The sequence below is a fragment of the Sinomicrobium kalidii genome (assembly GCF_021183825.1).
GTDB lineage: Bacteria > Bacteroidota > Bacteroidia > Flavobacteriales > Flavobacteriaceae > Sinomicrobium > Sinomicrobium kalidii.
On record NZ_CP089211.1, the window covers coordinates 893,135 to 919,290 of the forward strand.

28 protein-coding genes are annotated in these 26,156 nt (G+C 46.0%); 15 read left to right on the plus strand and 13 right to left on the minus strand.

The window, feature by feature from the left end:
* Positions 1–41: 41 nt before the first annotated feature.
* A complete protein-coding gene (locus tag LS482_RS03455; protein WP_233030360.1) occupies positions 42–473 on the plus strand; it encodes an Hsp20/alpha crystallin family protein in 432 nt (143 codons plus the stop codon).
* A 95-nt stretch (positions 474–568) separates the two neighbouring features.
* Here the strand turns inward: LS482_RS03455 and LS482_RS03460 are convergent, their stop codons facing one another.
* The 4 genes from LS482_RS03460 to LS482_RS03475 form a co-directional block, all read right to left on the minus strand.
* Positions 569–1,087, minus strand: coding sequence for a DUF4136 domain-containing protein (locus tag LS482_RS03460; protein WP_233030361.1), 519 nt, complete (start codon positions 1,085–1,087; stop codon positions 569–571).
* Positions 1,088–1,277: 190 nt separating this feature from the next.
* Positions 1,278–2,291, minus strand: a complete 1,014-nt coding sequence (gene obgE / locus LS482_RS03465) for a GTPase ObgE (protein WP_233030362.1) — start codon at positions 2,289–2,291, stop codon at positions 1,278–1,280.
* A 155-nt stretch (positions 2,292–2,446) separates the two neighbouring features.
* The gene (locus LS482_RS03470) at positions 2,447–3,577 is read right to left on the minus strand and encodes an adenylate kinase (RefSeq protein ID WP_233030363.1); all 1,131 of its coding nucleotides are present in this window, start codon (positions 3,575–3,577) and stop codon (positions 2,447–2,449) included.
* A gap of 170 nt (positions 3,578–3,747) precedes the next feature.
* Positions 3,748–4,380, minus strand: coding sequence for a (4Fe-4S)-binding protein (locus LS482_RS03475; protein ID WP_233030364.1), 633 nt, complete (start codon positions 4,378–4,380; stop codon positions 3,748–3,750).
* A gap of 303 nt (positions 4,381–4,683) precedes the next feature.
* Between LS482_RS03475 and LS482_RS03480 the strand changes: the two genes are divergently transcribed.
* From LS482_RS03480 to LS482_RS03495, 4 genes are all read left to right on the plus strand, one after another.
* Positions 4,684–5,205: a YdeI/OmpD-associated family protein gene (locus LS482_RS03480; RefSeq protein ID WP_233030365.1), complete on the plus strand. Its 522-nt coding sequence runs from the start codon at positions 4,684–4,686 to the stop codon at positions 5,203–5,205.
* Complete coding sequence (locus tag LS482_RS03485) at positions 5,195–5,704, plus strand: GNAT family N-acetyltransferase (RefSeq protein WP_233030366.1); 510 nt, start codon at positions 5,195–5,197, stop codon at positions 5,702–5,704. The genes LS482_RS03480 and LS482_RS03485 overlap by 11 nt, the downstream gene beginning before the upstream one ends.
* Positions 5,705–5,708: 4 nt before the next feature.
* Entirely contained in the window at positions 5,709–6,284 is a 576-nt protein-coding gene (locus LS482_RS03490) for a uracil-DNA glycosylase family protein (protein ID WP_233030367.1), read from the plus strand.
* A gap of 483 nt (positions 6,285–6,767) precedes the next feature.
* Complete coding sequence (locus tag LS482_RS03495) at positions 6,768–9,170, plus strand: TonB-dependent receptor (RefSeq protein WP_233030368.1); 2,403 nt, start codon at positions 6,768–6,770, stop codon at positions 9,168–9,170.
* Positions 9,171–9,254: 84 nt separating this feature from the next.
* Here LS482_RS03495 and LS482_RS03500 read toward each other — a convergent pair whose 3' ends face one another.
* The gene (locus tag LS482_RS03500) at positions 9,255–9,875 is read right to left on the minus strand and encodes an NUDIX hydrolase (protein ID WP_233030369.1); all 621 of its coding nucleotides are present in this window, start codon (positions 9,873–9,875) and stop codon (positions 9,255–9,257) included.
* Between the two features lie 149 nt (positions 9,876–10,024).
* On the opposite strand from LS482_RS03500, the gene pepT reads away from it, so the two are divergent.
* Genes pepT through LS482_RS03510 form a run of 3 tightly spaced genes read left to right on the plus strand, consistent with a single transcriptional unit; the run spans position 10,025 to position 11,691 of the window.
* Positions 10,025–11,257 carry a peptidase T gene (pepT, locus tag LS482_RS03505; protein ID WP_233030370.1) on the plus strand — a complete coding sequence of 411 codons (1,233 nt, stop codon included), beginning with the start codon at positions 10,025–10,027 and terminating at the stop codon, positions 11,255–11,257.
* A 49-nt stretch (positions 11,258–11,306) separates the two neighbouring features.
* Positions 11,307–11,429 carry a GxxExxY protein gene (locus LS482_RS21650; protein WP_254714327.1) on the plus strand — a complete coding sequence of 41 codons (123 nt, stop codon included), beginning with the start codon at positions 11,307–11,309 and terminating at the stop codon, positions 11,427–11,429.
* Complete coding sequence (locus tag LS482_RS03510) at positions 11,416–11,691, plus strand: GxxExxY protein (RefSeq protein WP_254714328.1); 276 nt, start codon at positions 11,416–11,418, stop codon at positions 11,689–11,691. Before LS482_RS21650 ends, LS482_RS03510 begins: the two co-directional genes overlap by 14 nt.
* Before the next feature lie 77 nt (positions 11,692–11,768).
* Here the strand turns inward: LS482_RS03510 and yajC are convergent, their stop codons facing one another.
* The 4 genes from yajC to LS482_RS03530 all read right to left on the minus strand — a co-directional run bounded on the left by yajC (position 11,769) and on the right by LS482_RS03530 (position 14,820).
* Positions 11,769–12,092, minus strand: a complete 324-nt coding sequence (gene yajC / locus LS482_RS03515; protein WP_233030371.1) for a preprotein translocase subunit YajC — start codon at positions 12,090–12,092, stop codon at positions 11,769–11,771.
* A 28-nt stretch (positions 12,093–12,120) separates the two neighbouring features.
* Positions 12,121–12,570 carry a DUF1573 domain-containing protein gene (locus tag LS482_RS03520; RefSeq protein ID WP_233030372.1) on the minus strand — a complete coding sequence of 150 codons (450 nt, stop codon included), beginning with the start codon at positions 12,568–12,570 and terminating at the stop codon, positions 12,121–12,123.
* A gap of 70 nt (positions 12,571–12,640) precedes the next feature.
* A complete protein-coding gene (nusB, locus tag LS482_RS03525; RefSeq protein WP_233030373.1) occupies positions 12,641–13,552 on the minus strand; it encodes a transcription antitermination factor NusB in 912 nt (303 codons plus the stop codon).
* A gap of 164 nt (positions 13,553–13,716) precedes the next feature.
* Positions 13,717–14,820: a Glu/Leu/Phe/Val family dehydrogenase gene (locus tag LS482_RS03530; RefSeq protein WP_233030374.1), complete on the minus strand. Its 1,104-nt coding sequence runs from the start codon at positions 14,818–14,820 to the stop codon at positions 13,717–13,719.
* Between the two features lie 141 nt (positions 14,821–14,961).
* On the opposite strand from LS482_RS03530, the gene LS482_RS03535 reads away from it, so the two are divergent.
* The 3 genes from LS482_RS03535 to LS482_RS03545 all read left to right on the plus strand — a co-directional run bounded on the left by LS482_RS03535 (position 14,962) and on the right by LS482_RS03545 (position 19,770).
* Positions 14,962–16,719, plus strand: a complete 1,758-nt coding sequence (locus LS482_RS03535; RefSeq protein ID WP_233030375.1) for an ABC transporter ATP-binding protein — start codon at positions 14,962–14,964, stop codon at positions 16,717–16,719.
* 82 nt (positions 16,720–16,801) lie between these two features.
* Positions 16,802–17,170, plus strand: coding sequence for a PUR family DNA/RNA-binding protein (locus LS482_RS03540; RefSeq protein ID WP_233030376.1), 369 nt, complete (start codon positions 16,802–16,804; stop codon positions 17,168–17,170).
* Positions 17,171–17,256: 86 nt separating this feature from the next.
* Positions 17,257–19,770 (plus strand): M14 family zinc carboxypeptidase, encoded by a 2,514-nt coding sequence (locus tag LS482_RS03545; RefSeq protein WP_233030377.1) that lies wholly within the window; start codon positions 17,257–17,259, stop codon positions 19,768–19,770.
* A gap of 63 nt (positions 19,771–19,833) precedes the next feature.
* Here the strand turns inward: LS482_RS03545 and LS482_RS03550 are convergent, their stop codons facing one another.
* Together LS482_RS03550 and LS482_RS03555 are read right to left on the minus strand one after the other, a co-directional pair.
* On the minus strand, positions 19,834–20,172 hold the full coding sequence (locus tag LS482_RS03550; protein WP_233030378.1) for a tRNA-binding protein: 339 nt from the start codon (positions 20,170–20,172) through the stop codon (positions 19,834–19,836).
* Between the two features lie 159 nt (positions 20,173–20,331).
* A complete protein-coding gene (locus LS482_RS03555; RefSeq protein ID WP_233030379.1) occupies positions 20,332–20,634 on the minus strand; it encodes a phosphoribosylpyrophosphate synthetase in 303 nt (100 codons plus the stop codon).
* Positions 20,635–21,262: 628 nt separating this feature from the next.
* Between LS482_RS03555 and LS482_RS03560 the strand changes: the two genes are divergently transcribed.
* Together LS482_RS03560 and LS482_RS03565 are read left to right on the plus strand one after the other, a co-directional pair.
* Complete coding sequence (locus LS482_RS03560) at positions 21,263–21,820, plus strand: thioredoxin family protein (RefSeq protein ID WP_233030380.1); 558 nt, start codon at positions 21,263–21,265, stop codon at positions 21,818–21,820.
* On the plus strand, positions 21,808–22,365 hold the full coding sequence (locus LS482_RS03565; protein WP_233030381.1) for a GNAT family N-acetyltransferase: 558 nt from the start codon (positions 21,808–21,810) through the stop codon (positions 22,363–22,365). Before LS482_RS03560 ends, LS482_RS03565 begins: the two co-directional genes overlap by 13 nt.
* Here the strand turns inward: LS482_RS03565 and LS482_RS03570 are convergent.
* Positions 22,362–22,892, minus strand: coding sequence for a YfiT family bacillithiol transferase (locus tag LS482_RS03570; RefSeq protein WP_233030382.1), 531 nt, complete (start codon positions 22,890–22,892; stop codon positions 22,362–22,364). The two genes, LS482_RS03565 and LS482_RS03570, sit on opposite strands and share 4 nt — an antisense overlap.
* A gap of 173 nt (positions 22,893–23,065) precedes the next feature.
* Between LS482_RS03570 and LS482_RS03575 the strand changes: the two genes are divergently transcribed.
* A complete protein-coding gene (locus LS482_RS03575) occupies positions 23,066–23,707 on the plus strand; it encodes a peroxiredoxin (protein ID WP_233030383.1) in 642 nt (213 codons plus the stop codon).
* 293 nt (positions 23,708–24,000) lie between these two features.
* On the opposite strand, the gene LS482_RS03580 is transcribed toward LS482_RS03575, so the two are convergent.
* A complete protein-coding gene (locus LS482_RS03580) occupies positions 24,001–24,933 on the minus strand; it encodes a peptidylprolyl isomerase (protein WP_233030384.1) in 933 nt (310 codons plus the stop codon).
* A gap of 278 nt (positions 24,934–25,211) precedes the next feature.
* On the opposite strand from LS482_RS03580, the gene LS482_RS03585 reads away from it, so the two are divergent.
* The gene (locus LS482_RS03585; RefSeq protein WP_233030385.1) at positions 25,212–26,147 is read left to right on the plus strand and encodes a VOC family protein; all 936 of its coding nucleotides are present in this window, start codon (positions 25,212–25,214) and stop codon (positions 26,145–26,147) included.
* Positions 26,148–26,156 lie beyond the last annotated feature (9 nt).

The window sequence follows — 26,156 nt, forward strand, 5'->3', positions numbered from 1 at the left end:
AACAAAAGAAAAAAATGTTGAACCTTAAAAACAATAGCACTATGAGTCTCGTAAAAAGAAATAACGACGTTTGGTTTCCTTCCATCTTTGATGAATTCCTGAAACCGGATTGGTTAGGCGGAATACAAAACCTTAACACACAACACGTTCCCGCCGTGAACATTAAGGAAACCGACAAAGACTTTACACTGGAACTGGCAGTTCCGGGAAAAAGCAAAGAAGATTTTAATATTGAAGTAGACGACAGGGTACTGACCATTTCTTCCGAACACAAGGAAGAGAAGAAAGAAGATAACGACAAATATACCCGAAGGGAATTTCGTCATTTCGCTTTCCGTAGGTCATTTAACCTGCCGGACAGTATCAATGAAGAAGACATCAACGCCGCTTATGAGAACGGTATCCTTAAGCTTACCCTTCCAAAGCGCGAAGAAGCATTACCGAAACCCCGAAAGGTGATTGAGATTTCATAACTTAGGTTGAGTTAGTTTAGTTAGTTAATTGGTTTTTAAAATCCCCTGCAAAACACCGCAGGGGATTTTTTGTATCAATTCAAATCCCTGTTTTCTTATTTCCGGCCCGGAGGATATTTTGCAAATACTTTCTCCACCACTTTCCGGTACATCTGCTCTCTGGCCCCGGGACTGCTGTTGTTCCCCGTCCTGGCTTCATAAATCCCCTGCCAGAAAAGCTCATCCCTTTCGGCATCGATAAGGTCAAAAGTGACCTCCTGTGTGGTCGAATTGATCCGTATCGGGATACCGCCCGAAATACCAAATCCGCCGTGACGTCCTCCGCTCCCCACACCAATACCAACAGAACTGCGGTACGGCGTATCGTATTGCCTTGTAAAGATATTGATATACATATCCGGAGTATCAGACTTCACAAAACCCCTGCCTGTGAGCAAAGCTTCGGTCTGGGCAATAACCCGTTTTTCATCGAGCTGGTTCAGACCGGAATTCATCTCCGGATAAAAATTGAACGTCCTGTACGAAGAAAAATCCGTACTGCGGTCATAATCGATCTTGGCCGTAGAACAGGCCGTCAAAAGAACAGATACGAAGAAAATACCGAGAAGTCTCATAATACACCGCTTTTCCCAAATTTACGGAAAATTATCCATTCTCATACGCTTAAACAAAACGGAAAAAACAGTTGTTAGCAGCCGGATTCTTTCTATTTCCGGAGCACCAATGCCCCAAGCGGGGAAAGTGTATCCCCGGGAGGTTGACTTATGGCAAGCCCGGGGTCTTTTAATTTACGTACCCTAAAATTCAGGTGTTCTCTTCCTTATTCAACATTTCCCAGAGCTTGTCCTTTAATTCCTGTAAGCCCTGTTGCGCTACGGAAGATATGAACATATACGGCCCACCTTTAAAGCTATCCTTCAGTTCATCCTGCATTTCCGCTTTCAGCTCCTCATCCAGCATATCGGATTTGGAAATTGCAATAAGGCGGTCCTTGTCGAGCATTTCCGGGTTATAACGGCGAAGCTCATCCAGCAGGATATCATATTCCTTTTTAATATCCTTGCTGTCGGCAGGTATGAGAAACAGCAAGGTGGAGTTCCTTTCAATATGCCTTAAAAAATAATGCCCCAGGCCCTTCCCTTCGGCTGCTCCCTCAATAATCCCCGGGATATCCGCCATAACAAAGGTCTGAAAATCGCGGTGCTGCACTATACCCAGATTGGGTTTCAGCGTAGTAAATTCATAATCGGCTATTTTGGGTTTTGCCGCGGTAATAACAGACAGCAGGGTAGACTTGCCTGCATTGGGAAAGCCCACAAGCCCCACATCGGCCAGGACCTTCATTTCAAGGGTGATCTTCCTTTCACTCCCTTCAATTCCGGGTTGTGCATAACGGGGCGTTTGATTCGTTGACGATTTGAAATGCCAGTTGCCCAAACCGCCTTTGCCGCCCTCTATCACAATTTTTTCTTCCCCGTCTTCCGCGATCTCGAACAGAACTTGGCCCGTATCCGTATCCCGGACCACAGTACCCAGGGGAACATCCATATAAACATCCTCTCCGTCGGCACCGGTACTCCGGCTTTTGCTACCGTGTTCCCCGTGACCGGCCCGGAAGTGTTTTTTGAATTTAAAATGAAAAAGTGTCCAGAGGTTTTTATTTCCCCGGACAATAATATGCCCGCCACGGCCGCCATCTCCCCCGTCGGGTCCTCCCTTGGGCACGTACTTTTCCCGTCGCAGGTGAGCAGAGCCCTTGCCTCCGTTCCCCGAGGACACGTGTACCTTTACATAATCTACAAAATTCCCCTCCGTCATCTTCTGGTTGCTATGGTTTGTATGCGATAATCGTCCTGTGACATACGTGTTGTCGCGGACAAGATTATCAATTCGGTTTCTCTGTTTTCAGGCCAATGTTCAAAGGAATGGAATATTCCCGGCAAATAGAGGTTCACGGCCGTGAATCTCCACATTTATTTACTGCTCACCACTTCCAGGCTTTCGATGACCCGGGAAAGACGTGTGGTGATCTCTTCGATGGAACCAATGCCGTCAACGCTGTAAAATTTACCCTGATCCTTGTAATAATTCATCAGGGGCGCCGTCTTTTCATTGTATTCCTCAAAACGGTTCCGTATTTTTTCCTTATCCTGGTCATCACTCCTTCCGCTTACTTTTCCCCTTTCCAGCAAGCGTTCTATCAACACTTCGTCATCGGCTTCCAGGGCAATGGTAGCGTTTACTTCCATACCTCTGCCGTGCAACAGTTCGTCGAGGGCTTCCGCCTGGGCAGTAGTTCTCGGGAAACCGTCAAAAATAAATCCGTGAGCATCTTCATTCTTCTCCACTTCCGCCTGCAGCATGTTTATGGTCACCTCATCGGGCACCAGCTCTCCCCCGTCGATATAGGTTTTGGCCAGTTTGCCCAGTTCAGTTTCATTTTTAATATTATACCGGAACACTTCTCCTGTGGAAATGTGTACCAGGCTGTATTTTTCCTTTAAATAAGCTGCCTGCGTTCCTTTTCCCGCTCCGGGTTTTCCAAAGAGCACTAAATTTATCATGTCTTTTTCTTTTAATTGATATATTTCGGGCAGATTTCTTCCCAGTCCGTCGTAGTCCAGTCCGTAGCCTACGATAAACTTATGGGGGAGTTCCATCCCTATGTAATCTATATTCAACTGCTGTTTATATGCTTCGGGTTTATAGAACAGGGTTGCGATCTTCAGGCTTTTTACATTCATGCCCGAAAAAATGCGGTGTATTTCCACCAGGGTATTCCCCGTATCCACAATATCTTCCAGTACTACAACGGTCCTTCCCTCCGGATTCTCATTGAGCCCAACGAGTTGCTCTACCTGTCCCGTAGATGCCGTTCCGCTGTATGATGCTAATTTAACAAAAGATATTTCACAGTCGCCCGGGTATTTCTTTAAAAAATCAGCCGCCAGCATGAAGGCACCGTTGAGTATGGCCACAAACAAGGGGACTTCGCCTTCCAGGTCGGCATACACCTCTTTTGCCAGGCGCTCGACAGTCCCGTCAATTTCCTCCGAAGAGATAAAAGGTTTAAAGAATTTATCGTGAAGTTTAACAATTCCCATTCAAAAAATATCTTTCAAAAAACCAGCTCGTTGCGATTATAAAGGGACAAATATACTATATTTTTCAGATGGAGAGCAGATGACCGGCAACCGAAGTTTTCACTCCGGAATACTATTTAGTGATATGAACGTTGAAATGACGGGAAAAAACCGGACGATCGGCCTGCGATCTACACCTCATCCTTAATGGATAATGCACCCGAAGGACATTTTCCCACCTGTTCCACAATTTTTTCTACCGGAGCCCCGTCCATATTCACCCAGGGATGTTTTTTGGGATTAAAAACCGAATACAATCCGCGCCAGCACTTTTCAGAATGGATACACCGGTTGGGTTTCCAGACCACAGTGGTACCTTCCCTGGTATATTCTTTTGTAATGCCTTCATCCAGTTGATCCACTTTTTCGAGCGTCATCTCCACATTGTGTTTCAGCATGAGGCTTACGGGGCATTTTTCGCCGATCTCTATCAGGCGGTCTTCCTGTGCTTTCGGGAGTTCTTTTTCAAAGACCACCTCTTTCCATATTTTCTGCCTTACCCCGTCACCGGTCATTACCGACGAAAGGGTTGCGTGCACTTTTATCTTCCCTACATCCCACTCCTTGCGCTGGGCATACATACGCATGGTTATTGCCGTACACGAGGCCAGGGCCCCGAGGACATAGTCGGTTGGTGAGGGTTCTTTGTCTTTTCCTCCCGCCTTAACGGGTTCGTCTACGTAAAACACATGGCGATTGCTTATCACCTGTGTAAAATAATCGTCGAGGCCGTTACTGGCCACCACTTCATTCTTTTTTGCCATGACTTTCGTATTCAATATTTTTTGGTTGCAGTATTTACAAGATACGATAAAATTTTTTTTGGGGGGGGTTGGGGAGTTTCGGAGTTCGGGAGTTTTGGAGTTTTGGAGTTGGGGAGTTTTGGAGTTTTTGGTGATACTTCCTTCTACTTTCAGTCCTTCCCTCAAGAGGATGAATTTATTTAATGCCGGAATTGGCGCATCATTATCATTATACGCGTTATACAGCAGTTCACGGAACTTCACCTGAAAATAACATTGAATTCCGAAGGAATCCATATTTTTATAGCTGCAAAATCACAATTTATGACACCCAGTCCCATAATAGCCGGAAACTGTCTGCTGGAAAAATTCCCGGGAAAAGGCGGGTGGACGTATGCGGCCATTCCCGGGATCAAACAGAAAAAAGATCACTATTTCGGAATGCTCCGGGTATATGGAAAAATAGACGAGCATCCGTTGAACGGAAAAAACCTGATGCCCAGGGGAGACGGTACCCTGTTCCTGCCTGTAAATGCAACCATCCGAAAAGCGATCGGTAAAGGCGAAGGCGATTATGTTTACCTCGAACTCTATCCCGAAACTCCCGTTACTGAAGAAAAAACCGTGGATTTTTCACAGAATACCCCCCTGGAAATCCCTGAAGAGATCATGGCCTGTTTTAAAAATGAACCTCCGGAGGTTTATCAGAACTTCCGGAAACTGGGAACAGACCGGAAGCGTCAATGGCTGCAATGGATATATGAAGTCCGGCAAAAAGATGCCCGCGCAGAACGCATTATTAAAATGATGGACAACCTTCAGCATCAACATCAAAATGACCCGTAACCTGACTTACATAAAAGCCACACCGGAAGACCATGAACTCCTGACCCGGACCGCCATGAGCTCCAAACAATACTGGGGCTATGCCGACCGACTTATGGCGTTGTGGCGGGAAGAACTTACAATAACCCCGGATTACATTACCCGCAATGAAGTAGTAAAAGTTGAAAGCGCAGAAGGTTTTATCGGTTTTTACGCATTGGCAGACAAGGGAAAGGATCACTGGGAAGTAGAGCACTTCTGGCTATTACCCGGTGATGTCCGGAAAGGATACGGCACACGGATATTCGAGCATATCCTGAAACACATCAAGGAAAAAAACGGCAAATCCGTTTCCCTTTCGGCCGACCCTCATGCCAAAGGGTTTTATGACAAAATGGGAGGTACGGTCATTCAGCAGGAACCGAGTAAAATTGCCGGGCGTTTCCTGGATGTTTATGAGTTCGCGGTAAAAAAAAGGGCCCAACCGGGGAAAAACAGCGTGAGCAGAAAAAATAAATAACGATATGAAACCATTACTTAAAGAGATCAGAAACTGCAAGGTGTGCGCCCCCCACCTGGAATCAGGGCCCAACCCGGTGCTGGCCGCACACCCGAAGAGTAAAATAGTGGTTATAGGGCAGGCCCCGGGCAGCGTGGTGCACAAAAGCGGCATTCCCTGGGATGACAAAAGCGGTGACAACCTCAGGCAATGGATGCAGGTAAGCCGGGACACCTTTTACAATCCCGAAGATGTAGCGCTGATCCCCATGGGGTTCTGTTATCCCGGCAAGGGGAAATCCGGCGACCTGCCGCCGCGGAAAGAATGTGCCCCGCTCTGGCATGATGCTTTATGGGAACAGATGAAAGAAGTAAAGCTTACCCTCCTTATCGGCACCTATGCCCAGGGATATTATTTAGGGGAAAAACGCAAAAAGACCTTAACGGAAACTGTCAAAAACTTCGAAGAATACCTTCCCAGGTACTTTGTACTCCCCCACCCTTCCCCGAGAAATAACATATGGAGGGCCAAAAACCCGTGGTTTGATGAGCAGGTGATCCCAAGGCTCCGGGCAGAAATAGAAAAAGGCCTGAAAAACTGAGTTTAACAGAATAAAACATCATTGAAAACTGCAAAACCTTCTTCTTTCCTTTTTAGCAGTTGATATACGAGAATTATAGGCTCCTGCCAAAAATAAAAACTCCCCCATTATTAACGAAGGAAGATGTCCTAACAGGAACATTGGCAACATAATTTATTCCGGAATGCAGAATAACGAATGTTGAAATGAGGTCGATCCATCAAAAAACTTCGTTATTCAACATTCATCGGTTCGGTATTCATAATCCCTTTCTGAAGCGAAGCCCTAAAAAATTACAAATTAAAAAGCCTTTATCTGGCGCGAGTCTCCGGACTCGTGCCGCCCTTATCCTTTCCGGGACTTAAAAGCCCCGCGTCCATTGTTAAAAACTGTTAAATACAACTTTCTTTTGTAACACTTCCCCGCTTTCTTCGTCTTTTTAGCACACACCGGAAGTAAAAACGGTGCTGGCATCATCATCAATCAAAAAACAAGAATCAACTAATGAGACACTTTTTCACATGGTGTGCATTGCTCATTTCTTATGCAATAAGCGCACAAGCATCTGCAGAACCCACTTCCTTTGCCAAATCCGGAACCGTCACGGGCAAGGTCATTGACCAAAGCCTTCAGGAACCTATTCCGTATGCATCGGTTGTGGCCAGATCTGCCAAAGACAACGAAATACTGACCGGGGGCATTACCCGGGAAGACGGAACCTTCGAACTCAAGGGCCTGCCGGACGGGCAACTGGTCTTTGAAGTACAGTATATCGGTTACAAAACCTACCACAGGGAGATCACTATCCCTTCAAAGAGCCACAAGGTCAACCTGGGCACCATAGCCCTGGAAGAGAACGTGGCCGAACTGGAAGGCGTGGATGTCGTGGCCGAGCGCTCCACCATAGAACAGAAAATAGACCGCAAGGTCATCAATGTAGGGAAAGACCTTACCACTACGGGCGCAACGGCTTCGGAGATCATGAACAACCTTCCTTCGGTAAACGTGGACCAGGACGGCAACCTTTCCCTCCGCGGGAACCAGAACGTGCGGGTGATGGTAGACGGCAAACTGTCTAACGTACCCGTGGCACAGTTGTTAAAACAAATTCCGTCCACCTCTATCAAAAAGATCGAGCTCATCACCAATCCGTCTGCCAAGTACAACCCGGAAGGGATGAGCGGAATTATCAATATCGTATTGCATAAAAATGCCAATATCGGCTTTAACGGGAATATCAACCTCGGACTTACCGAAGCCGAAGACGCCAAGTTCAATTCGTCTATTGACCTCAACTATCGCAACGGAAAATTCAATATATACGGTAACTACGGCAATAACATCGGCAAGTACAACAACAACGGGAGGCTTTTCCGCAGCGAGGAAAACCTCGAACAGAAGTTCTCTTTCCGCAACAACCGGAAGTCGCACATCTATAAGGTAGGTGTGGATTTTTACCTGAACGATAAGAACACCATTTCCGTCTTCACCAACCAGAACACCTTTGACGGCAAGAATGCCGGCGGAACGGACATTTTCTATCATGATGACGAAGCGAACAATCTTTTCCAGTCCATGAACGATGAAAACTCCAACCACAGCCAGCAATACAATTTCGATTACAAGCGGGATTTTGCCAAAGAAGGGCACAACATAGAACTGGAAGTGGACCACAACCGTTTTTCTGACGATCAGACTATCTATAACCGCTTCAGGGGGCCTTCGCAGTTCCCGGATTATACAGACAATACCGATACCGAAAGGGAGCAGACCACGGTAAACCTCGACTACGTAAACCCTTTGTCTGAAAAATCCAAACTGGAACTGGGTGCGGAAGCCCGGCTCTTTGAAACCAACCTGGATTTCAGTTCCACCGGAATGTCCTTCGATGCCGAAGGCGAACTGATTCCTACCCCCAGCACCGCTTTCGACTATGGCATGGACATCTATTCCGCTTATGCCACCTTCGGACAGAATTTCGACAAATGGTCATACCAGGTGGGCGCCCGTGTTGAAAATGTAGAAGTAAAGGCAGATACCAACGCGGTCCGGGCGTTTACCGACAAATATACCCAGGTATACCCTTCAGCATACGTAACGTATTCGCCGGGAGAAAAGAACCAGTATCAGGTAAGCTTCAGCCGCCGGGTAGACCGTCCGGGTATCGGCCAGGTGAACCCCATACGCAAATGGAGCACTCCGTTGATATCGGAATTCGGTAACGAAAGCCTGGAGCCCCAGTTTACAAATTCCGTAGAGGCCAACTATACCAGGCGACTGGACAAGGGGAGCATCACCGGGGGCGTTTTTTACCGAAGGATAGAAGACGAGATCAACCATGCCCTGTATGTAGACCCCCTGGATGAAAACAAGTTGATACTCACCTATGACAATTTTGACGACAACTCTTCCTACGGTATAGAAATATCCGGGAATTACAAGCCTTTAACATGGTGGAATTTCAACACCAGTTTCGACCTGTTTTCCCAGACCCAAAAGGGGTATGTGGGCACGGAATATGTAGAAGTGGACAATACGGCCTATAATTTCAGGATGAACAACAACTTTACGGTGACCAAAAAGCTGACCCTTTCCGTCTTCGGGTTCTACCGGGGCAGGAACAAATCCCTGCAATTCGACGCCAAGTCCATGTATTTTGTCAATACCGGGGCCCGTTATGCTTTCGCCGACGGCAAAGGAACCCTGAGTCTCAACATCAACGACATCTTCAATACCATGCGGTTTGCTTTTGACAGCGAAAGGCCTTTTGTACAGACCGGGAAATTCACCTGGGAGAGCAATTCCGTATACCTCGGATTGTCTTATCGTTTCGGAAGCGGTAAAAACAGGCAGGTACAACGGAAAAACAGGGACGACAACACCAAGGAAGGTGGCGGCATCATGTAAGTTAACCAAGATTTGATATGAAAAAAGAGCGTAGCACCGGATGTTACGCTCTTTTTTTGATTAAATTCAATACGCTATCCCGTTTCAATCAAAATAGGGAACTGTATCCCCGGAAATGACCTTCCGGTACAGCATTTCTATCTGGCTTTTCAGTATGCGGTCTTCCGAAAGTTCGGGAAGTGCATCCATTTTAAAATAATCCACATCCAGTACATCAAAACTTTTCTCCAGCTCTCCCGACAGCACCGTGCAGTGAAATACGATTTTATACACATAAAAAGGCTGTGGCGGATGCGGATGCATCTTTTTATCCATTACGGCCAGTAACCTTTCCGGCTTCACATTCAGTCCGGTCTCTTCCTGAAATTCCTTTACAATGGTTTCCGATGCCGTAAAACCTATATCGGCCCAACCACCGGGCAATGCCCATTTCCCGTCCGCACTTTCCCGCACCAATAATACTTCCTTCTCCGGTGAAAGTACCAGGCCACGTACGTCAACTTTAGCCGTGGGATACTCCTTCACAGGGGGAAACATCGGCCGGATATCTTCTTCCCTGTGCCCGGTATAGCGTCGAAACAACTCCATATTCAGGTCGCGGAGTTCCTCATACCGCTCTATATCATAATCGTCTTTGGCATATACAAGTCCCGTATCTGCAATGGCCTGTACCCGTTTTAACAGGTTTAAAATATCGTGCTTCATAATTTAAGGTTCCGTTATTTTTTCAAATTACTCCATTTCTTACAAAACATCCAAGGAAATCTATCGTTAACCGAATGTGAATGAAGTCGGAGGGGTAAATTTTAAAATTATACCTAATAGTAGTACTTTCGCAAAAAAAATACCGCCATATGCAAAACATTATAGACCGCTTTATCAGCTATGTAACCATCGACACCCAGTCCGACCCCGAATCTTCCTCCACCCCGAGTACCGCCAAACAATGGATACTGGCCAACAGGCTTGTGGAGGAACTGAAAGGCATAGGCATGCAGGATGTCTCGGTAGACGAAAACGGCTATGTCATGGCCACCCTGCCAAGTAATGTGGACCATGAGGTCCCGGTTATCGGTTTTATTTCCCACATGGATACTTCGCCCGATTTTAACGGGACCAACGTAAAGCCGCAGATCATCGAAAAGTACAACGGTAAAGACATTGTTTTAAACGAGGAAGAAAACATTGTCCTCTCCCCGCGGTATTTTGAAGACCTCCTGCAATACAAAGGACAAACCCTGATCGTAACGGACGGCACTACCCTGCTCGGAGCAGACGATAAGGCCGGAATTACCGAGATCGTAACCGCGATGGAATACCTGATTGACCATCCGGAAATAAAACACGGCAAAATACGCATAGCCTTTACCCCCGACGAAGAAATAGGACGCGGAGCAGGTAAATTCGACGTGGAAAAATTCGGTGCGGAATGGGCTTACACCATGGACGGCAGCGAGGTAGGCGAACTGGAGTATGAAAATTTCAATGCGGCCGGAGTCAAAATAAGGATACGGGGGAAAAGCGTTCACCCGGGCTATGCCAAGGGAAAAATGATCAATTCCCTGCTCATTGCCAACAAGTTTGCCAACATGCTCCCCCCGAATGAAATACCCCAGCGTACGGAAGGCACGGAAGGGTTCTTTCATTTTTACAGCATTAAGGGCGACATAGAAAATACGGTACTGGAAGGTATTGTACGGGATCACGATTTTGATAAGTTCGAGGCCCGTAAGGAGCTTTTACAGAAAATAACCAACGAACTGAATTTTAAGAACGGTAATGCCATAACACTGGAGATCAACGACCAGTATTACAACATGCGGGAAAAGATAGAACCCGTTTTCCATATCGTGGAAATCGCAGAACAGGCTATGAAAGATACCGGTATTGCCCCCATCATCAAACCCATCCGGGGAGGTACGGACGGTTCACAGCTTTCGTATATGGGACTGCCCTGCCCCAATATTTTTGCCGGGGGACACAATTTTCACGGGAAATACGAATACGTTCCCGTACAAAGCATGCAGAAAGCAGTGGAAATTATTGTGAAGATTGCTGAGCTTACGTCAGATAAATACCGGGAATAGATAATAGCCACGAAGGCACTAAGGCACCAAGTTTTCAAATCCGAGATTTATGGATTATAAACCCCTTTCACATCAGGAAGAAAGCATCGGCAAAGCCATAGTCAATGCCGCTTTCAAGATTCATAAGGCACTGGGGCCGGGGCTTTTGGAAAAGGTATATGAGGTCTCATAAACTTCGAAAGGCCGGGTTTCATGTAAGAAGGCAGGTAGATATTCCAATTAAATATGACGGTATTGTATTTGATGAAGGATTAAGGCTCGATCTCTTGATCAACGACTTGGTCATCGTGGAATTAAAAGCTGTAGATCAATTAAATGCCGTATGGGAAGCGCAGATCATAAGCCATTTAAAATTAACAGAGCTCAAATTGGGGTATCTGGTAAACTTTAATGTCCCTCTCATCAAACAGGGCATCAAAAGATACAGAAACTAAACTTAGTGCCTTCGTGGCAAAAAGAAAAAGCCACCTTCCGAAGAAAATGGCTTCTTATATCATAACATTATTAACCTTTATTTTTTGTTGTCTTTTGCAGCCGGTTTGGCATTTTTATCGGCCGCCGGGGCATTTAGCTTCGTGCTCATTTCCATGGAAATGGCAGAACGTTCGAACTTGATCTTCCCCGCCAGGGTTTCAATGATACATGAATTATCGCTGTCATTCAGGTCTATGACCTTTCCGTGCATACCACTCTTGGTGACTACCTTATCCCCTTTCTTCAGTTCGGCAGCAAATTTCTTTTCCTGTTTCTGACGTTTTATTTGCGGGCGGATCATAAAGAAATAGATCACCACAAACATCAATAAAAAGGGGGCCAGTGCATTAATTGATTCCATATTGTTGTTTAAATTTATACCTGAGGATTTATTTTCCCGGCTCTTCTACAAAAGCCTTGATCCTCACTTGTTCGCTTCCTTTTTCCGTGTTGGTCGTTACGGTTACTGTTTTGGTTACCTGGTTTATACCGGAGCCGTTATATTTTACCACTAGCTCTCCCTTTTCTCCCGGGGCAATGGGTTCGTCCTTGTGAAATTCAGGTACTGTACACCCACAGCTACTGCTGGCATCGGTGATCACCAGGGGAGCATCTCCGGTATTTGTAAATTCAAACACCGTCTCTACAGCGGTTCCTCTTTGTATGGTACCGAAGTCGTGTTCTTTTTTATCGAACTCCAATACGGGTAATTTTTTGGCAGCCTCGTCCCTCACTGCGGCCTGCGCCACATTTTCGGCTTTTATTTTTTTGGTAGCATCATTTTTACAGGAAGTAAAAACCGCTGCTACAAGTGCTATGGTCAAAACAACTCTTTTCATATCACCTTGTTATTTTTACGGATTATATTTAACTAATTAATTTCTGTTAAGGGCATAAAAGTAAGGATAATTACATTAATCCCCTTCCTACTTTGTTCAATTTATTCCGCGACTCGAAATCCTTGACCATCTTGTCCAGTATGCCATTTATGAAAATACTGCTCTTCGGGGTGGAATATTCCTTGGCTATTTCCAGGTATTCGTTAATAGTTACTTTTATAGGGATGGAAGGGAACCTCAAAAACTCACAGATAGCCATTTTTAACAGCACTTCATCCACTTCCGCGATCCTGTCGGTATCCCAGTTGGGGGTTTTCCCCGATATTTCCTGTTGCAGCATTTCTTCGCTGAGCACGGTTTTCCGGAAGAGCTCCCTTGAAAACATACGGTCTTCCTCATCCTTGTACAGACGGGGCAAAAAATAGCGTTCGCCATCAGAAGGTTTTACTTTCCGCAACGACTTCAGTATAAACGTATTTACAAGCGGGAGATCGTCCACCCAGGTAAGGTTGTAGTCTTCGATATAATCATACAGCTTATCGTTCGGTGCTATTATTTCCTTGTAGAACTTCTGTACAAATTCCTTGTCTTCCTTGAAAGAGGAGTGCCTGGTAGACATGTATTCTCTGTAAATGTCACTTTCTTCCAGGGCGTTGTACAACACCTTCACGTATTCTTCGTCGAGGTACCAGTTATCTAACTTCCGGGATTCCAGTTCGTCGGCAAGAAGGGTATTATTGGCCAGCAGGGCCAGCACTTTATTGTCCACAAACTTGCGATTGGGATTTTTTTCTTCTTCGGTAGCCAAATATTTTTTTCCGGAGGCCGTAAGCCTGTAAGCAGCCATTTTCCTGATCTCCACCAAAAGGCTGAGGAGTACCAGGTAAAGGATATACATATTCTCCAGACTCGTGGAAAGGAATTTTTCTTCCTTGTCCAGATCGGTTTTCTTCGCTTGGGTCAGTGCGTAAATCGACTGCATTACTTTAACGCGAATATGTCGTCTTGTTAACATATTAAAGAACCTGCCATTAAAAAATTAAGGCGAAAGAGATATTCTTCCGCCTTGCAAAAATAAGGGTTTCCAATTTCAAAATCCAAGTTTTTTATGTTACTAAATCGGATTTTGCCATATCTGTGGAAAATTTATGCTCCTTTTTCCTTCTTTCCGGCATCTATTCTGGCCTGTGCAATACGCAGGGCAGATTGATGGGTGGTGCATCCGTTTTCTTCGGAATGGGCAAAGATCTCCCCGGTAGTATTGTAAATATTTTCGGTTTTGCGCATGATCTCCTCCTTGTCATAACCTTCGAGTTCGGCATACACATTGATTATACCGCCGGCGTTGATAAGAAAGTCGGGGGCATACACTATCCCTCTTTCCTTCAGGATGGCACCGTGCTTGTTTTCATCGGCAAGCTGATTGTTGGCCGCCCCGGCGATAACCCCGGCCCTGATCCTGTAAACGGTATCGTCATTTATTGTGGCCCCGAGCGCACAGGGGGCATAGATATCAACTTCCGCAGCATACAGATCGTCTCCCGCATACACCACGGCTCCGTATTTTTCACTCAGTTCCCGGAGGCGGGCTTCATTAATATCCGTTATAAATACTTTTGCGCCTTCTTGGGTAAGGTGCCCCACAAGGGTTTCCCCTACGTGCCCCACGCCCTGTACCAGCACTTTTTTACCGTCCAGTTTGTCCGTACCGAATTTATACCGGGCAGCGGCTTTCATTCCCATATATACACCGTATGCCGTAACCGGTGAAGGGTTTCCCGCTCCTCCCCTGGATTCCGAAACCCCGGTTACATAAGGGGTCACTTCTTTTACCAGGTCCATATCGGCAGTTTCCATTCCCACATCTTCCGCGGTGATGTATTTACCGCCGAGCGAATTGACAAATGTTCCGAATTTCCGCATCAGTTCGGGGGTTTTCTGCGTCCCGGCATCACCGATAATCACCGCTTTTCCGCCCCCGAGGTTGAGCCCCGTAACAGCAGATTTATAGGTCATGCCCCGGGAAAGGCGCAACACGTCATTCAATGCCTCCCATTCGGTTTTGTAATTCCACATCCGGGTTCCGCCGAGTGCAGGACCCAATACTGTATTATGAATACCGATAATTGCTTTTAATCCTGTATCTTTGTCGTTACAGAATACAATTTGTTCATGATCGTTAAAAGAAAGTTGACCGAAAACCGGGTCAACTTTTTTAAGTTCGTCAGAACGTAAAATATCTGTCGTCATTATTCCTGGGTATTAGATGATTTCTATATTTTGATGATTTGATAAAATCACTATGCAAAAATATGTAAAAATTAAAGATATCTGAAAAAATAGCTGTCATAAATGACGATTTAGCAAAACAACCTTTCTTTTTTGATTTCTATGAAAGAATTAAAATACATTAACAAATACTTTAAAAAATATAAGGTAAAACTCCTTATCGGTATAATAATCACCATCATAGCCCGGATATTTTCGCTGGTAATGCCTCCTTATGTCAGCAAATCCATCGCTGCGGTAGAGGATTTCCTCTCCACTCCGGACGCAAACGAGGCAGCACTGCAATCCATCTTGCTCACCAACATCCTCATCATACTGGCTTCCACCCTGTTGTCTGCCTTTTTCACCTTTTTGATGCGGCAGACCATTATCAATATTTCGCGCTATATCGAGTTTGACCTCAAAAATGAAATATTCCGGCATTATGAAAAATTGTCGCTGAACTTTTACAAGAAAAACCGTACCGGAGACCTGATGAACCGCATAAGCGAAGATGTAAGCCAGGTACGCATGTACGCAGGGCCTGCGGTAATGTACAGCATACAGACCTTTACCCTGTTTTTATGCGTGGTACCCATTATGTTCTACAAATCGCCCATGATGGCCTTCTACAGTCTTATCCCTCTACCCTTCCTTTCCTATCTCATTTACAGGATAAGCAAAGTCATTCATAAAAGGAGTACGGTGGTACAGCAATACCTTTCCACCCTTTCCACTTTTTCCCAGGAAACTTTTTCCGGGATCTTTGTCATCAAAGCCTATGGTATAGAGCCCCGTATAAACCTCGAAACAGAGGTACTTGCCGAAGACGGGAAAAGGAAGAGCATGTCCCTGGCCCGTGTAAACGCCTGGTTTATGCCACTGATGACCCTGCTCATAGGAATAAGCAGCACCATAGCCATTTACGTGGGCGGTAATCAATATATTACAGGAGAAATAGAAAGCATTGGGATCATTGCAGAATTCATTATCTATATCACCATGCTCACCTGGCCGGTGGTCATTGTGGGCTGGCTGACCTCCACAGTACAACGGGCAGAGGCCTCTCAAAAACGGATCAATGAGTTTCTGAACACCGTGCCCCAGATACAGAACCACAACCCGAAACCCACCCCGGTCGGCGGGAAAATAGAATTCAGAAATGTTTCTTTTACCTATGAGGACACTAACATTACGGCCCTCAACAACCTGTCTTTTACCCTTAGCCGCGGGGAGACCCTGGCAATTATAGGCAAGACCGGCTCCGGAAAATCCACGATACTGGATCTTATCAGCAGGCTCTATGATGTTCCGGAAGGGGAGGTCCTTATCGACGATGTCCCCTTGAAAGAACTGAACCTCTATGACGTACGAAAAGCCATAGGTGCCGTCCCCCAGGAAGCCTTCCTGTTTTCAGACAGCATAAAGAACAATATCAGGTTCGGCAAGGCGGATGCAACAGACCAGGAGGTCATCGATGCGGCGAAACGGGCAGAGGTGCACAAAAACATTATGAAATTCACCAAAAAGTACGATACCGTACTGGGTGAACGGGGCATTACCCTGAGCGGGGGACAGAAACAACGGGTTTCCATTGCCAGGGCATTACTCAAGGACCCTGAAATCTTCCTGTTTGACGATTGCCTCTCCGCGGTAGATACCGAAACCGAAGAAAAGATATTGAAACACATTAATAAAGCGTCCAAAGAAAAAACCACCATTATCGTGAGCCACAGGGTATCTTCGGCCCGGAATGCCGATAAGATCATAGTCCTCGAGAATGGTTCCATCTCCCAGCAAGGTACTCATAATCAACTTATAAATACTGAAGGACCTTACAAAGAATTGTATCTGAATCAGCTTTCGGAAAAAGAAATGTAAGTTTTTTGTTGCTTCATTTCATTTTTTTTCACATTTTTGGTTCTGTTTAACTATACAACATAATTTTAAGATTAGAGGGATTATGAGTGAAAAAGGTTTACTAGAGAAAGATGAAATATTCTCGAAAGTTTTACGAGCCGGAAGGAGAACTTATTTTTTTGATGTAAGGGAGACCAAAGCTGGAGATTACTACCTCACTATTACGGAGAGTAAAAAGTTTACACATGATGACGGTTCTTTCCATTACAAAAAACACAAGATCTACCTGTACAAGGAAGATTTCAGTGCATTCAGGGAGATCCTGGCGGAAATGACCGATTACGTTATAGAAGAAAAAGGAGAAGAAGTAATTTCCGAACGCCATCAAAAAGACTTTAAAAAAGAAACTCCCGATTCTAACGGAGAATCTTCATCCGACAATTTTACAGATCTTAGTTTTGACGACATTTAAAGCGTTAAAACTTTTCTAAAACGACCAGCCGCTTCCTTAAAAAGAAGCGGTTTTTTTATATTTACAACCTGCTAACTAACACAATCATGAAAAAATTAACACTACTACTTCTCGTCGTGGGACAGTGTATTTTTGCACAAAATACCGTAAACCTCGATTATTACCTGCCACAAAACACAACTTATAATTCCGATATCCCCACACCGGAAAGTGTTATAGGACACGAAGTGGGGGAATGGCATGTCTCCCATGACAAACTGATAACGTACATGAAGACACTGGCCGGGGCTTCCAACCGGATCTCCCTGGAAAACCGGGGGACTACTTATGAAGGGCGCCCGCTCCTCCTCCTCACCATAACGTCACCGGACAACCACCGGAACATTGAAAATATCCGCAAACAACATATAAAACTCACCGAATCCGGAAGCGGAAGCCTGGATACACAAAACATGCCCGTTGTGGTTTACCAGGGTTTTTCCATTCACGGCAACGAACCGAGCGGCTCCAATGCCGCCCTGGCCTTGGCTTATTACCTCGCCGCCGCGGAAGGTGCCGGGATAGAAGAAATGCTCAGCAACACCATTATCCTTTTCGACCCCTGTTTTAACCCCGACGGGCTACAGCGTTTTGCCTACTGGGCCAATACCAACAGGAGTAAAAACCTCAACCCGGATAACAACGAAAGGGAATATCACGAGGTATGGCCGGGGGGAAGGACCAATCATTACTGGTTTGACATGAACCGCGACTGGCTCCCCGTTCAACTGCCCGAAAGCCGGGCAAGAATTGCGACTTTTCACCGCTGGCTGCCCAATATCCTTACGGACCATCACGAAATGGGGACCAACTCCACCTTCTTTTTCCAGCCCGGCGAACCTACCAGGGTGCATCCCCTCACTCCCGAAATGAACCAGGAACTCACCAAACAAATCGCCACGTTTCACTCAAAAGCCCTGGACAAGATAGGCTCGCTCTATTTTTCCGAAGAAAATTATGACGATTTTTATTACGGCAAGGGCTCTACCTTCCCCGATATCAACGGGAGCATAGGCATCTTATTCGAGCAGGGCAGTTCCCGGGGCCATGTACAGGAAAGCGATAACGGGCTGCTCACCTTTCCCTTTACCGTAAGGAACCAGTTTACCACGGCCCTGTCCACCCTCGAAGCCGCCAATAACCTGCGACAGCAACTGCTCGATTACCAACGTGAATTCTATACCGATGCCCGGGACGAAGCCACCGGAAACAAGGGGAAAGCCATTGTATTCGGCGATGAAAAAGACGCTGCCAAAGCCTATCACCTGGCCGAAATATTAAAACGCCATAAAATAAAAGTTTACGATATAGCCCGGGATTTCACCGAAGGGGACAAACACTACAAAAAAGGCTATAGCTATATTGTTCCCCGGAACCAGAAAAACAGCAGGCTCATCGATGCCATGTTCGAGACCCGCACGGAATTTACAGACAGTCTTTTCTACGATATCTCCGCATGGTCCTTCCCCCTGGCCTTCAACCTGGACCACCACGAAACAAATTTTTCTCATGCCGATGAAACACATTCCGGGATCAGTCTGAGAGAAGGCCGTGTCAGTGACAAAAGTAATTATGCCTACCTGTTCGAATGGCACGAATACTACACCCCCGGGGCACTCTACCGGATTCTCCGCAAAGGGATCAGGGCCAAAGTAGGGAAAACGCCTTTTTCGATAGAGAACAAGGCGTATGACTACGGTACGATAATGATCCCCGTACAGAACCAGGAGATGGACAGCGAAGCACTCTATGCGTTCTTACAGAAAGTTGCCGGGGAGAGCCATATAACTATCAATGGAGTATCTACCGGGCATGCCATAGGCATCGACCTGGGCAGTAACCAGTTTGAAACCCTTGAATTACCAAAGGTAGCATTACTCACGGGGAATGGAATTTCTCCTTATGACGCCGGGGAAATATGGCATCTTTTTGACCAGCGTTACGATATTCCCGTCACCAAGATCGACGAGAGCTACCTGAACCGGGTTGAGCTGGACAAATACAACATTTTTATCCTTACCAATACCTGGGGAAGCCTGGACAGTGATATCAAAAAGAAGCTGGAAAACTGGGTCAATGCCGGCGGCGTGCTTATCGGTTACAGGAATGCCATAAACTGGCTTAAAAAGAATGAGTTCATAACCCCTGAACTCCGGGAAACGGAAATCACGGCAAAAGACATTACCTATGAAGAACGGCGCGATTTCCACGGCGCCCAGGTAACGGGCGGCGCAATTTTCGAAGCCGAAATCGACCGGTCGCATCCCGTAAATTTCGGGTATAAAAACAACCGGATACCGCTTTTCAGGAACACGAATATCTTTATCGAACCTGACGAACAAAGCTATAACAATCCCATCAGATACACGGAAGATCCGTTGCTGAGCGGGTATATTTCCGAAGAGAACCTCGAACAATTAAAAGGTTCGGTACCCTTCAAAATACAACGGTCAGGAGACGGTAAAGTAATTATCTTTACCGACAACACCAACTTCAGGGCATTCTGGTACGGCACCAATAAACTCCTGATGAATGTGGTTTTCTTCAACGAACTCATGTAGGCAGCAACACTCCCGACCCGGGAGCACACGGCATACGGCATAAAAAATACGGGCCGGGTAGCATTAGCCTATCCTGAGCCCGTTTTTTATTTTAAAGTCCGGAGACAGTAATACCACATCACCTTCATCTCCCACTGCTCCTACCACCAGGCATTCGCTCATAAAGTTGGCGATCTGCTTTTTGGGAAAGTTCACCACAGCTACGACCTGCCGGTTGAGCAGGTCTTCCTTGGCATACCGCTTTGTGATCTGTGCCGAAGATTTCCGCATGCCTATCTCATCACCAAAATCAATCACCATCTGGTATGCCGGTTTACGGGCCTTGGGAAAATCGTTCACTTCCACAATGGTCCCCACACACATCACCACTTTTTGGAAATCGCCCCAGGATATTTCTTTCATAGTAAGCCTCTTTTAAATGAAGAGCCAAACTTAAAACAAGAAATTCCTAAATCCAAACGGTTTTACACCGGGTTGAGCAACCGGCAGTAGTGATGCGACCGTATTCCGTTCTCCTTGCGCAATCACGGAATGTCGCGTACTAATTACCGAATACCCGGATCAATGGATGCGAAGTTTATCCATCATCTCCCTGGATATATTTCCCGAATATACGCCATAAGCATCCAACAGGAGCCCGCGTTCACCTTTGGCCGTTTCTATCGCGTAAAGTACCGAATTGTCATCCGGGTTGGTATTCCCTTCAAAACGGTACATTTGCAACACATTGAGATCTTCTGCAGGGATATGGCTGTTTTTCTCTTTGTTCTTTACTCCTTTGTCCTGAAGGTTATAATCCTGTGTAAAACCTTCCTTTTTGAGCTCCTCAATGGCTTCGGACAAGGTCTCATAGGCATTTTTCATGGTTTCAGCGTTTATAGTTCCTACTTAGATTTCTTTAAAGTTACGAATAAACCCTTTTCAAAACCAATATTTTACGTCTTTTTAAATAACTCACTCCGTACTGAAAAGGACAGTGGTTTAGTAAGCGATAAAATTGCGATTTAGTTACTGGTTATTAAGTTATTCGGTTACTTAGGCAGTACCCATTAACTCATTAACTTAATAACCCACTCCATACCGAAAGAGACAGCGGTTAAGCAAGTAAAGAAATTGTGATTTAGTAACTCGTTATTAGACTATTAGGTTACTTAGGCAGTACTCATTAACTCAATAACTCATTAACTTAATAACTCACTCCGTACTGAAAGAGACAGTGGTTTGGCAAGCGATAAAATTGCGATTTAGTTACTGGTTATTAAGTTATTCGGTTACTTAGGCGGCACACATTAACTCATTAACGCATTAACTTAATAACTCATTAACTTAATAACCTGTCACCCCGGAAAAGAAAAACGGGATACGCGAAACCTCCTGTCCATTTGTCCTTCATACTTCAAATTTGTAACTTAGTGCCTCCTTAATTTTTCCGACCGTTGTATACGGTCGGAACGGAAAACAAATATTTTTTCAGCGCTTAAAATAACAGGAAATGGCAAGAACACCCAGTAACATGCTTCCCCTTGGCACCAAGGCACCGGATTTTGAACTTCCGGATACGGTTTCCGGAAAAAATATATCGCTGTCCGCGGTTCGCGGGAAAACGGCCACCGTGATCATGTTTATCTGTAATCACTGCCCGTTTGTAAAACACGTCAACACGGAAATCGCCGCGATTGCCAAAGCGTATACTTCCCGGGGTATCGGCTTTGCCGCTATTTCCAGCAATGATGCGGAAAACTATCCTGACGACGCTCCCGAACTTATGACCAGGAATGCGCAGGAACAGGGTTTCACCTTCCCTTACCTGTATGACGAAACCCAGGAAGTTGCAAAAGCCTATGATGCCGCCTGTACGCCGGATTTCTATGTTTTTGACCGGGACCTTAAGCTCGTTTATCGCGGGCAACTCGACGATTCGAGACCGGGAAACGGCATCCCCGTAACGGGTAAAGACCTCAGGGCCGCCCTCGATGCCCTCAGCAACGGAGAAAAAGTCTCCGAACACCAAAAGCCAAGTATAGGATGTAATATCAAGTGGAAGAAATAGACCAGCCGGAAAAAGGCACAGAAATAACAATCGTTCGGTGTACCCCCGAAAATATTGACACCGTTGTACGCATAGGCCGCTGTTCCTATAAGCAACATTATCTTCACATATGGAAAGACAAAGGGGGCTTTTATATGGAAAAGAACTTCAGCAGGAAAGCCGTTGAGAATGATCTTCAAAACCCGGACTTCGGTTATTTCCTGGTTTGTTTTGAAAAACAGCCGATAGGCATCCTCAAAATAGTAAAAGACCATACTCTGGTGGGCTATAGGGCCGCAGAAGCCCTGGAAATCGAAAAAATATATATTGTCCGGGAAGCGGCAGGTAAAGGTGTTGGAGACAGGGTAATGGATTTTGTAAAAGATTATGCCCGCAAACTCGGTAAAAAGGTAATCTGGCTGAATGTCATGGATACCAGCCCTGCCCTGGCATTTTACAAAAAATCGGGATTCCGGCCCGTGTTCCGGTATACGATGAATACCATGGATTTTCCTCCCATTAAAGAAGAATACCGGGGCATGACCCGAATGAAATTGTTGCTCTAAAGCCAGCCTTTCCGCTCCAGGAGGTTTTTGATATGGGCATAATGATGATTGCTGTGCCACGCATATATACCGATGTTTTCGGCAAGCGACACCTCCCTGTGCCCGGCGGGATGCACAAATACCCGCTCCAGATCGGCCTCTGACAGTCCTTTCAGGAGATAAACCCATTTGGCATGCAGCGCCTCCAGGGCTTGTAAAGACAGTGCTACGGGAGCGGATGTGGTGTCGGGTAACCCGGCCCACCGGTCTTCGTAATACGCTTTTATTACCGGTTGATCTTCCGTCAATGTCCATTTAAAGCGAACATAACTGTTAACATGACTGTCGTACAGGTGGTGTACTACCTGACGAACGGTCCATCCGCCTTCGCGATAAGGAGTGTCCAGTTGTGCATCCGTAAGCCCGGTGACCTGTTTCCTCAGACGGGCCGGAAAGTTTTCCAGTATACCTGTCCACTCTTTTATATGCGCACCGGTTATGACCTCCGGCCTGTCAAACTTCCCTATCGGGTATTGCAGTGCTTCCATAGCTGTGTTTTTTTACAACTCAAAATTAGAAAAGTTATCCACAGTACGGTGTTATTTGAAGCTATTTTTTGCCCGGCCCGGCCATTAACAAATATTTTACAGGGAAAATTTCATTATCTTGTTTTAGTCTAGTAACTTTATAGGCTAAATAGTTTAATTAAAAAAAGCGAAACATGAGTACAATAAGACTGGGAGACAAAGCTCCGAATTTTCAAGCACAGACCTCCGACGGGGAGATCGATTTTTACGAATACCTGGGAGACGGCTGGGGGGTTTTATTTTCCCATCCGGCAGACTATACCCCCGTTTGCACAACCGAACTGGGCGCCGTAGCCAAGTACAAAAAAGAATTTGATAAACGCAATGTAAAAGTACTGGCGCTCAGCGTTGACGGAGTAGAAGCACACAAGGGCTGGATCAATGACATCAACGAAACACAGAACACCACGGTCAACTTTCCGCTTATTGCGGATGAAGACCGGAAAATAGCCACCCTTTATGACATGATACATCCCAACGCGGATGCTACGGCTACGGTACGTTCCGTTTATGTGATAGGACCGGACAAAACGGTAAAACTCATGATCACCTATCCCGCATCAACGGGAAGAAACTTTGAAGAGTTGCTCCGGGTTATCGATTCCCTGCAGCTAACCCAGTATCACAAGGTGGCTACACCTGCCAACTGGAAACACGGGGAAGAAGTGGTTATTGTACCTGCGGTTTCCAATGAGGAAGCCAGCGGCATATTCACCAAAGGGTTCCGGGAAGTGAAACCTTACCTGAGAATGACACCCCAGCCCAATCTTGATTAAGTAAAATCTAAGAATGTCCTTTAAAAAGTAACTAAACTGTCATTTCTAAAATTAACGTTTTGGCAACCGCATCAATTGAAATGACGTTCACTATATCGTCTCCCGATAATCCCGATAATTATCGGGATCGGGAGACGCTTCTCTGCGATGTGCAGGGAATTTCCCTAACACGTCATTGGTAGCGAAGTCGGAAAACATATTAAGCCTCCCGACTTCGCCCGAGCTGGCAGAAACAGGGGCTATAAGTTACTTTTTAAGGGACACCCTTTTCATAGCTTCGGTATTTGTATTCCTTAACTTACCTTCACCAGTTCCACATCAAAGACCAGTGTGGCATCCGGAGGAATTACCCCGCCCGCACCACGGCTTCCGTAGGCAAGCTGGGGAGGGATCACCAGGCGGGCCTTGTCTCCGGTATTCATCAGTTCTATGCCCTGCTCCCAGCCGGGAATTACCTGTCCGGCTCCCAACCGGAAATCGATCGGCTGGTTCCTTTGATATGAGGAATCGAACACACTGCTGTCCGTAAGCATTCCTTTATAATGTACGGAAACGGTTTTTCCTTTTTCCGCCTTGTCCCCATTGCCTTTTTCCGTGATCTTGTACCACAATCCGCTGTCGGTACGGTCAAGGCCTTCCGTAAACTTTTTCAGGGCCGCTTCCTTCTTCTTCCTTTCCGCTGCGAGACGTTCTTCCTTCGAAGCTTCAAATTCCCGGAATGCCCCTACGGCATCCCAGCTTTCCGCTTCCTCTCCTACCCTGATGATCTCCAGGCTTTCTATTACGTCGCCCTGGGCAATCGTATCCACGATATCCTGGCCGCTTTCAACAAAACCGAATACGGTGTGTTTATCGTCCAGCCAGGCTGTTTCCACATGCGTTATAAAGAACTGGCTGCCATTGGTCCCCGGACCTGCGTTGGCCATGGAAAGCACACCGGGTCCGTTGTGTTTTAAATCGCGATGGAACTCATCGTCAAACTGATATCCCGGACCTCCGGCCCCCGAACCCTGAGGACAACCGCCCTGTATTACAAAATCGGGGATCACACGGTGAAACGTGAGTCCGTCGTAATAGGGCTGCCCCTGGGGCTTTGCCTTGTTTTCCAGTTTTCCCTCGGCGAGGCCGACAAAGTTACCGACAGTCCCCGGGGTTTTATCGTGAGTGAGTTTTGCAAGGATTTCCCCTTTTGTCGTATTGAATTTGGCGTAAATACCGTTTTGCATGATCCTTCTGTTTTTTTAATGTCCGCCAAATATAAGCATATTTTAAGAGCCCCGCCCATGCCTGCCGCAAAAGGCCTCATCGCAGATCCACACCTCAACGGCCAATACTTCTACCGACAAAAAGTCAAAACACAACCCTGCCAGCATAATTGTCACAATCCCCCCTCCAAAACGTCGTTTATACACCCTTCGCCCCTAACTATCTGGTTGTATATTTGTTATATACTTTTAACCTGAACAACAAATCAATACTTACAGCAACCGAAAACCAGATAAAAATGAAAACGGACAACACCCAAAAGATCATCCCTAACCTTTGGTTTGATACAGAAGCCGAAGAAGCCGCAAATTACTATACCTCGGTTTTTAAAAATTCGGGGACAGGTAAAATTACCCGATACGGTAAGGAAGGTTTCGAATTTCATCAAAAACCGGCGGGAACGGTAATGACCCTGGAATTTGAAATTGAAGGGTATAAATTCACAGCCCTGAACGGCGGCCCCCAGTTCAAATTCAATCCTTCGGTATCTTTTTTTGTTACCTGCGAAACCGGAACGGAAACGGAAACACTCTGGAAAAACCTTACCGAAGGAGGTATGGTCCTGATGCCCCTTGACAAATATCCGTGGAGTGAAAAATACGGTTTCGTGCAGGACCGTTACGGCGTTTCCTGGCAGGTAAGTCTCGGTAAAATTTCCGATGTCGGTCAGAAAATCACGCCCTGCCTGTTGTTTGTCAATGAAAATATGGGACAAGCCGAAAAAGCACTGAAACATTACACCGGGATCTTCACCCCTTCCGCCGTAGATGGTATTCTCAAGTACGGCTCGGGGGAAGAAGCACCGGAAGGCATGGTAAAACACGCACAGTTCAGCCTTCTCGGTGAAAAATTCATGGTCATGGACGGTGCCGGGGAACACCATTTTTCCTTTAATGAGGCCATTTCCTTTATCATAGACTGCAAGGACCAGAAAACGGTAAATGACTACTGGGATAAACTTACCGAGGGCGGAGACAAAAAAGCACAGGCCTGCGGCTGGCTCAAGGACAAGTTCGGACTTTCCTGGCAGGTTGTCCCTTCCGTACTGGCCGAAATGCTGGAGGACGAAAATACCGAAAGGACCAGCAGGGTAACACAGGCCCTGTTACAGATGAAAAAGCCGGACATCCGGAAGCTGAAAGAAGCATATCATTACGACCAAAGCCACGCATAGTTAAAACAA

Bases quoted from the DNA above. Each gene is read 5' to 3' on its own strand.
- LS482_RS03510 (WP_254714328.1), top strand. From the start codon at position 11,416: ATGAGGTCTCATAAACTTCGAAAGGCCGGGTTTCATGTAAGAAGGCAG.
- LS482_RS03490 (WP_233030367.1), top strand. From the start codon at position 5,709: ATGAAACCATTACTTAAAGAGATCAGAAACTGCAAGGTGTGCGCCCCC.
- LS482_RS03475 (WP_233030364.1), bottom strand. From the start codon at position 4,380: ATGGCAAAAAAGAATGAAGTGGTGGCCAGTAACGGCCTCGACGATTAT.
- LS482_RS03545 (WP_233030377.1), top strand. From the start codon at position 17,257: ATGAAAAAATTAACACTACTACTTCTCGTCGTGGGACAGTGTATTTTT.
- LS482_RS21650 (WP_254714327.1), top strand. From the start codon at position 11,307: ATGGATTATAAACCCCTTTCACATCAGGAAGAAAGCATCGGCAAAGCC.
- LS482_RS03470 (WP_233030363.1), bottom strand. From the start codon at position 3,577: ATGGGAATTGTTAAACTTCACGATAAATTCTTTAAACCTTTTATCTCT.
- LS482_RS03580 (WP_233030384.1), bottom strand. From the start codon at position 24,933: ATGCAAAACGGTATTTACGCCAAATTCAATACGACAAAAGGGGAAATC.
- LS482_RS03570 (WP_233030382.1), bottom strand. From the start codon at position 22,892: ATGGAAGCACTGCAATACCCGATAGGGAAGTTTGACAGGCCGGAGGTC.
- LS482_RS03575 (WP_233030383.1), top strand. From the start codon at position 23,066: ATGAGTACAATAAGACTGGGAGACAAAGCTCCGAATTTTCAAGCACAG.
- obgE (WP_233030362.1), bottom strand. From the start codon at position 2,291: ATGACGGAGGGGAATTTTGTAGATTATGTAAAGGTACACGTGTCCTCG.
- LS482_RS03530 (WP_233030374.1), bottom strand. From the start codon at position 14,820: ATGACGACAGATATTTTACGTTCTGACGAACTTAAAAAAGTTGACCCG.
- LS482_RS03560 (WP_233030380.1), top strand. From the start codon at position 21,263: ATGGCAAGAACACCCAGTAACATGCTTCCCCTTGGCACCAAGGCACCG.
- LS482_RS03485 (WP_233030366.1), top strand. From the start codon at position 5,195: ATGACCCGTAACCTGACTTACATAAAAGCCACACCGGAAGACCATGAA.
- LS482_RS03555 (WP_233030379.1), bottom strand. From the start codon at position 20,634: ATGAAAAATGCCTATGAGACCTTGTCCGAAGCCATTGAGGAGCTCAAA.
- pepT (WP_233030370.1), top strand. From the start codon at position 10,025: ATGCAAAACATTATAGACCGCTTTATCAGCTATGTAACCATCGACACC.
- LS482_RS03495 (WP_233030368.1), top strand. From the start codon at position 6,768: ATGAGACACTTTTTCACATGGTGTGCATTGCTCATTTCTTATGCAATA.
- LS482_RS03480 (WP_233030365.1), top strand. From the start codon at position 4,684: ATGACACCCAGTCCCATAATAGCCGGAAACTGTCTGCTGGAAAAATTC.
- LS482_RS03500 (WP_233030369.1), bottom strand. From the start codon at position 9,875: ATGAAGCACGATATTTTAAACCTGTTAAAACGGGTACAGGCCATTGCA.
- LS482_RS03520 (WP_233030372.1), bottom strand. From the start codon at position 12,570: ATGAAAAGAGTTGTTTTGACCATAGCACTTGTAGCAGCGGTTTTTACT.
- nusB (WP_233030373.1), bottom strand. From the start codon at position 13,552: ATGCAGTCGATTTACGCACTGACCCAAGCGAAGAAAACCGATCTGGAC.
- LS482_RS03540 (WP_233030376.1), top strand. From the start codon at position 16,802: ATGAGTGAAAAAGGTTTACTAGAGAAAGATGAAATATTCTCGAAAGTT.
- yajC (WP_233030371.1), bottom strand. From the start codon at position 12,092: ATGGAATCAATTAATGCACTGGCCCCCTTTTTATTGATGTTTGTGGTG.
- LS482_RS03585 (WP_233030385.1), top strand. From the start codon at position 25,212: ATGAAAACGGACAACACCCAAAAGATCATCCCTAACCTTTGGTTTGAT.
- LS482_RS03455 (WP_233030360.1), top strand. From the start codon at position 42: ATGAGTCTCGTAAAAAGAAATAACGACGTTTGGTTTCCTTCCATCTTT.
- LS482_RS03535 (WP_233030375.1), top strand. From the start codon at position 14,962: ATGAAAGAATTAAAATACATTAACAAATACTTTAAAAAATATAAGGTA.
- LS482_RS03550 (WP_233030378.1), bottom strand. From the start codon at position 20,172: ATGAAAGAAATATCCTGGGGCGATTTCCAAAAAGTGGTGATGTGTGTG.
- LS482_RS03460 (WP_233030361.1), bottom strand. From the start codon at position 1,087: ATGAGACTTCTCGGTATTTTCTTCGTATCTGTTCTTTTGACGGCCTGT.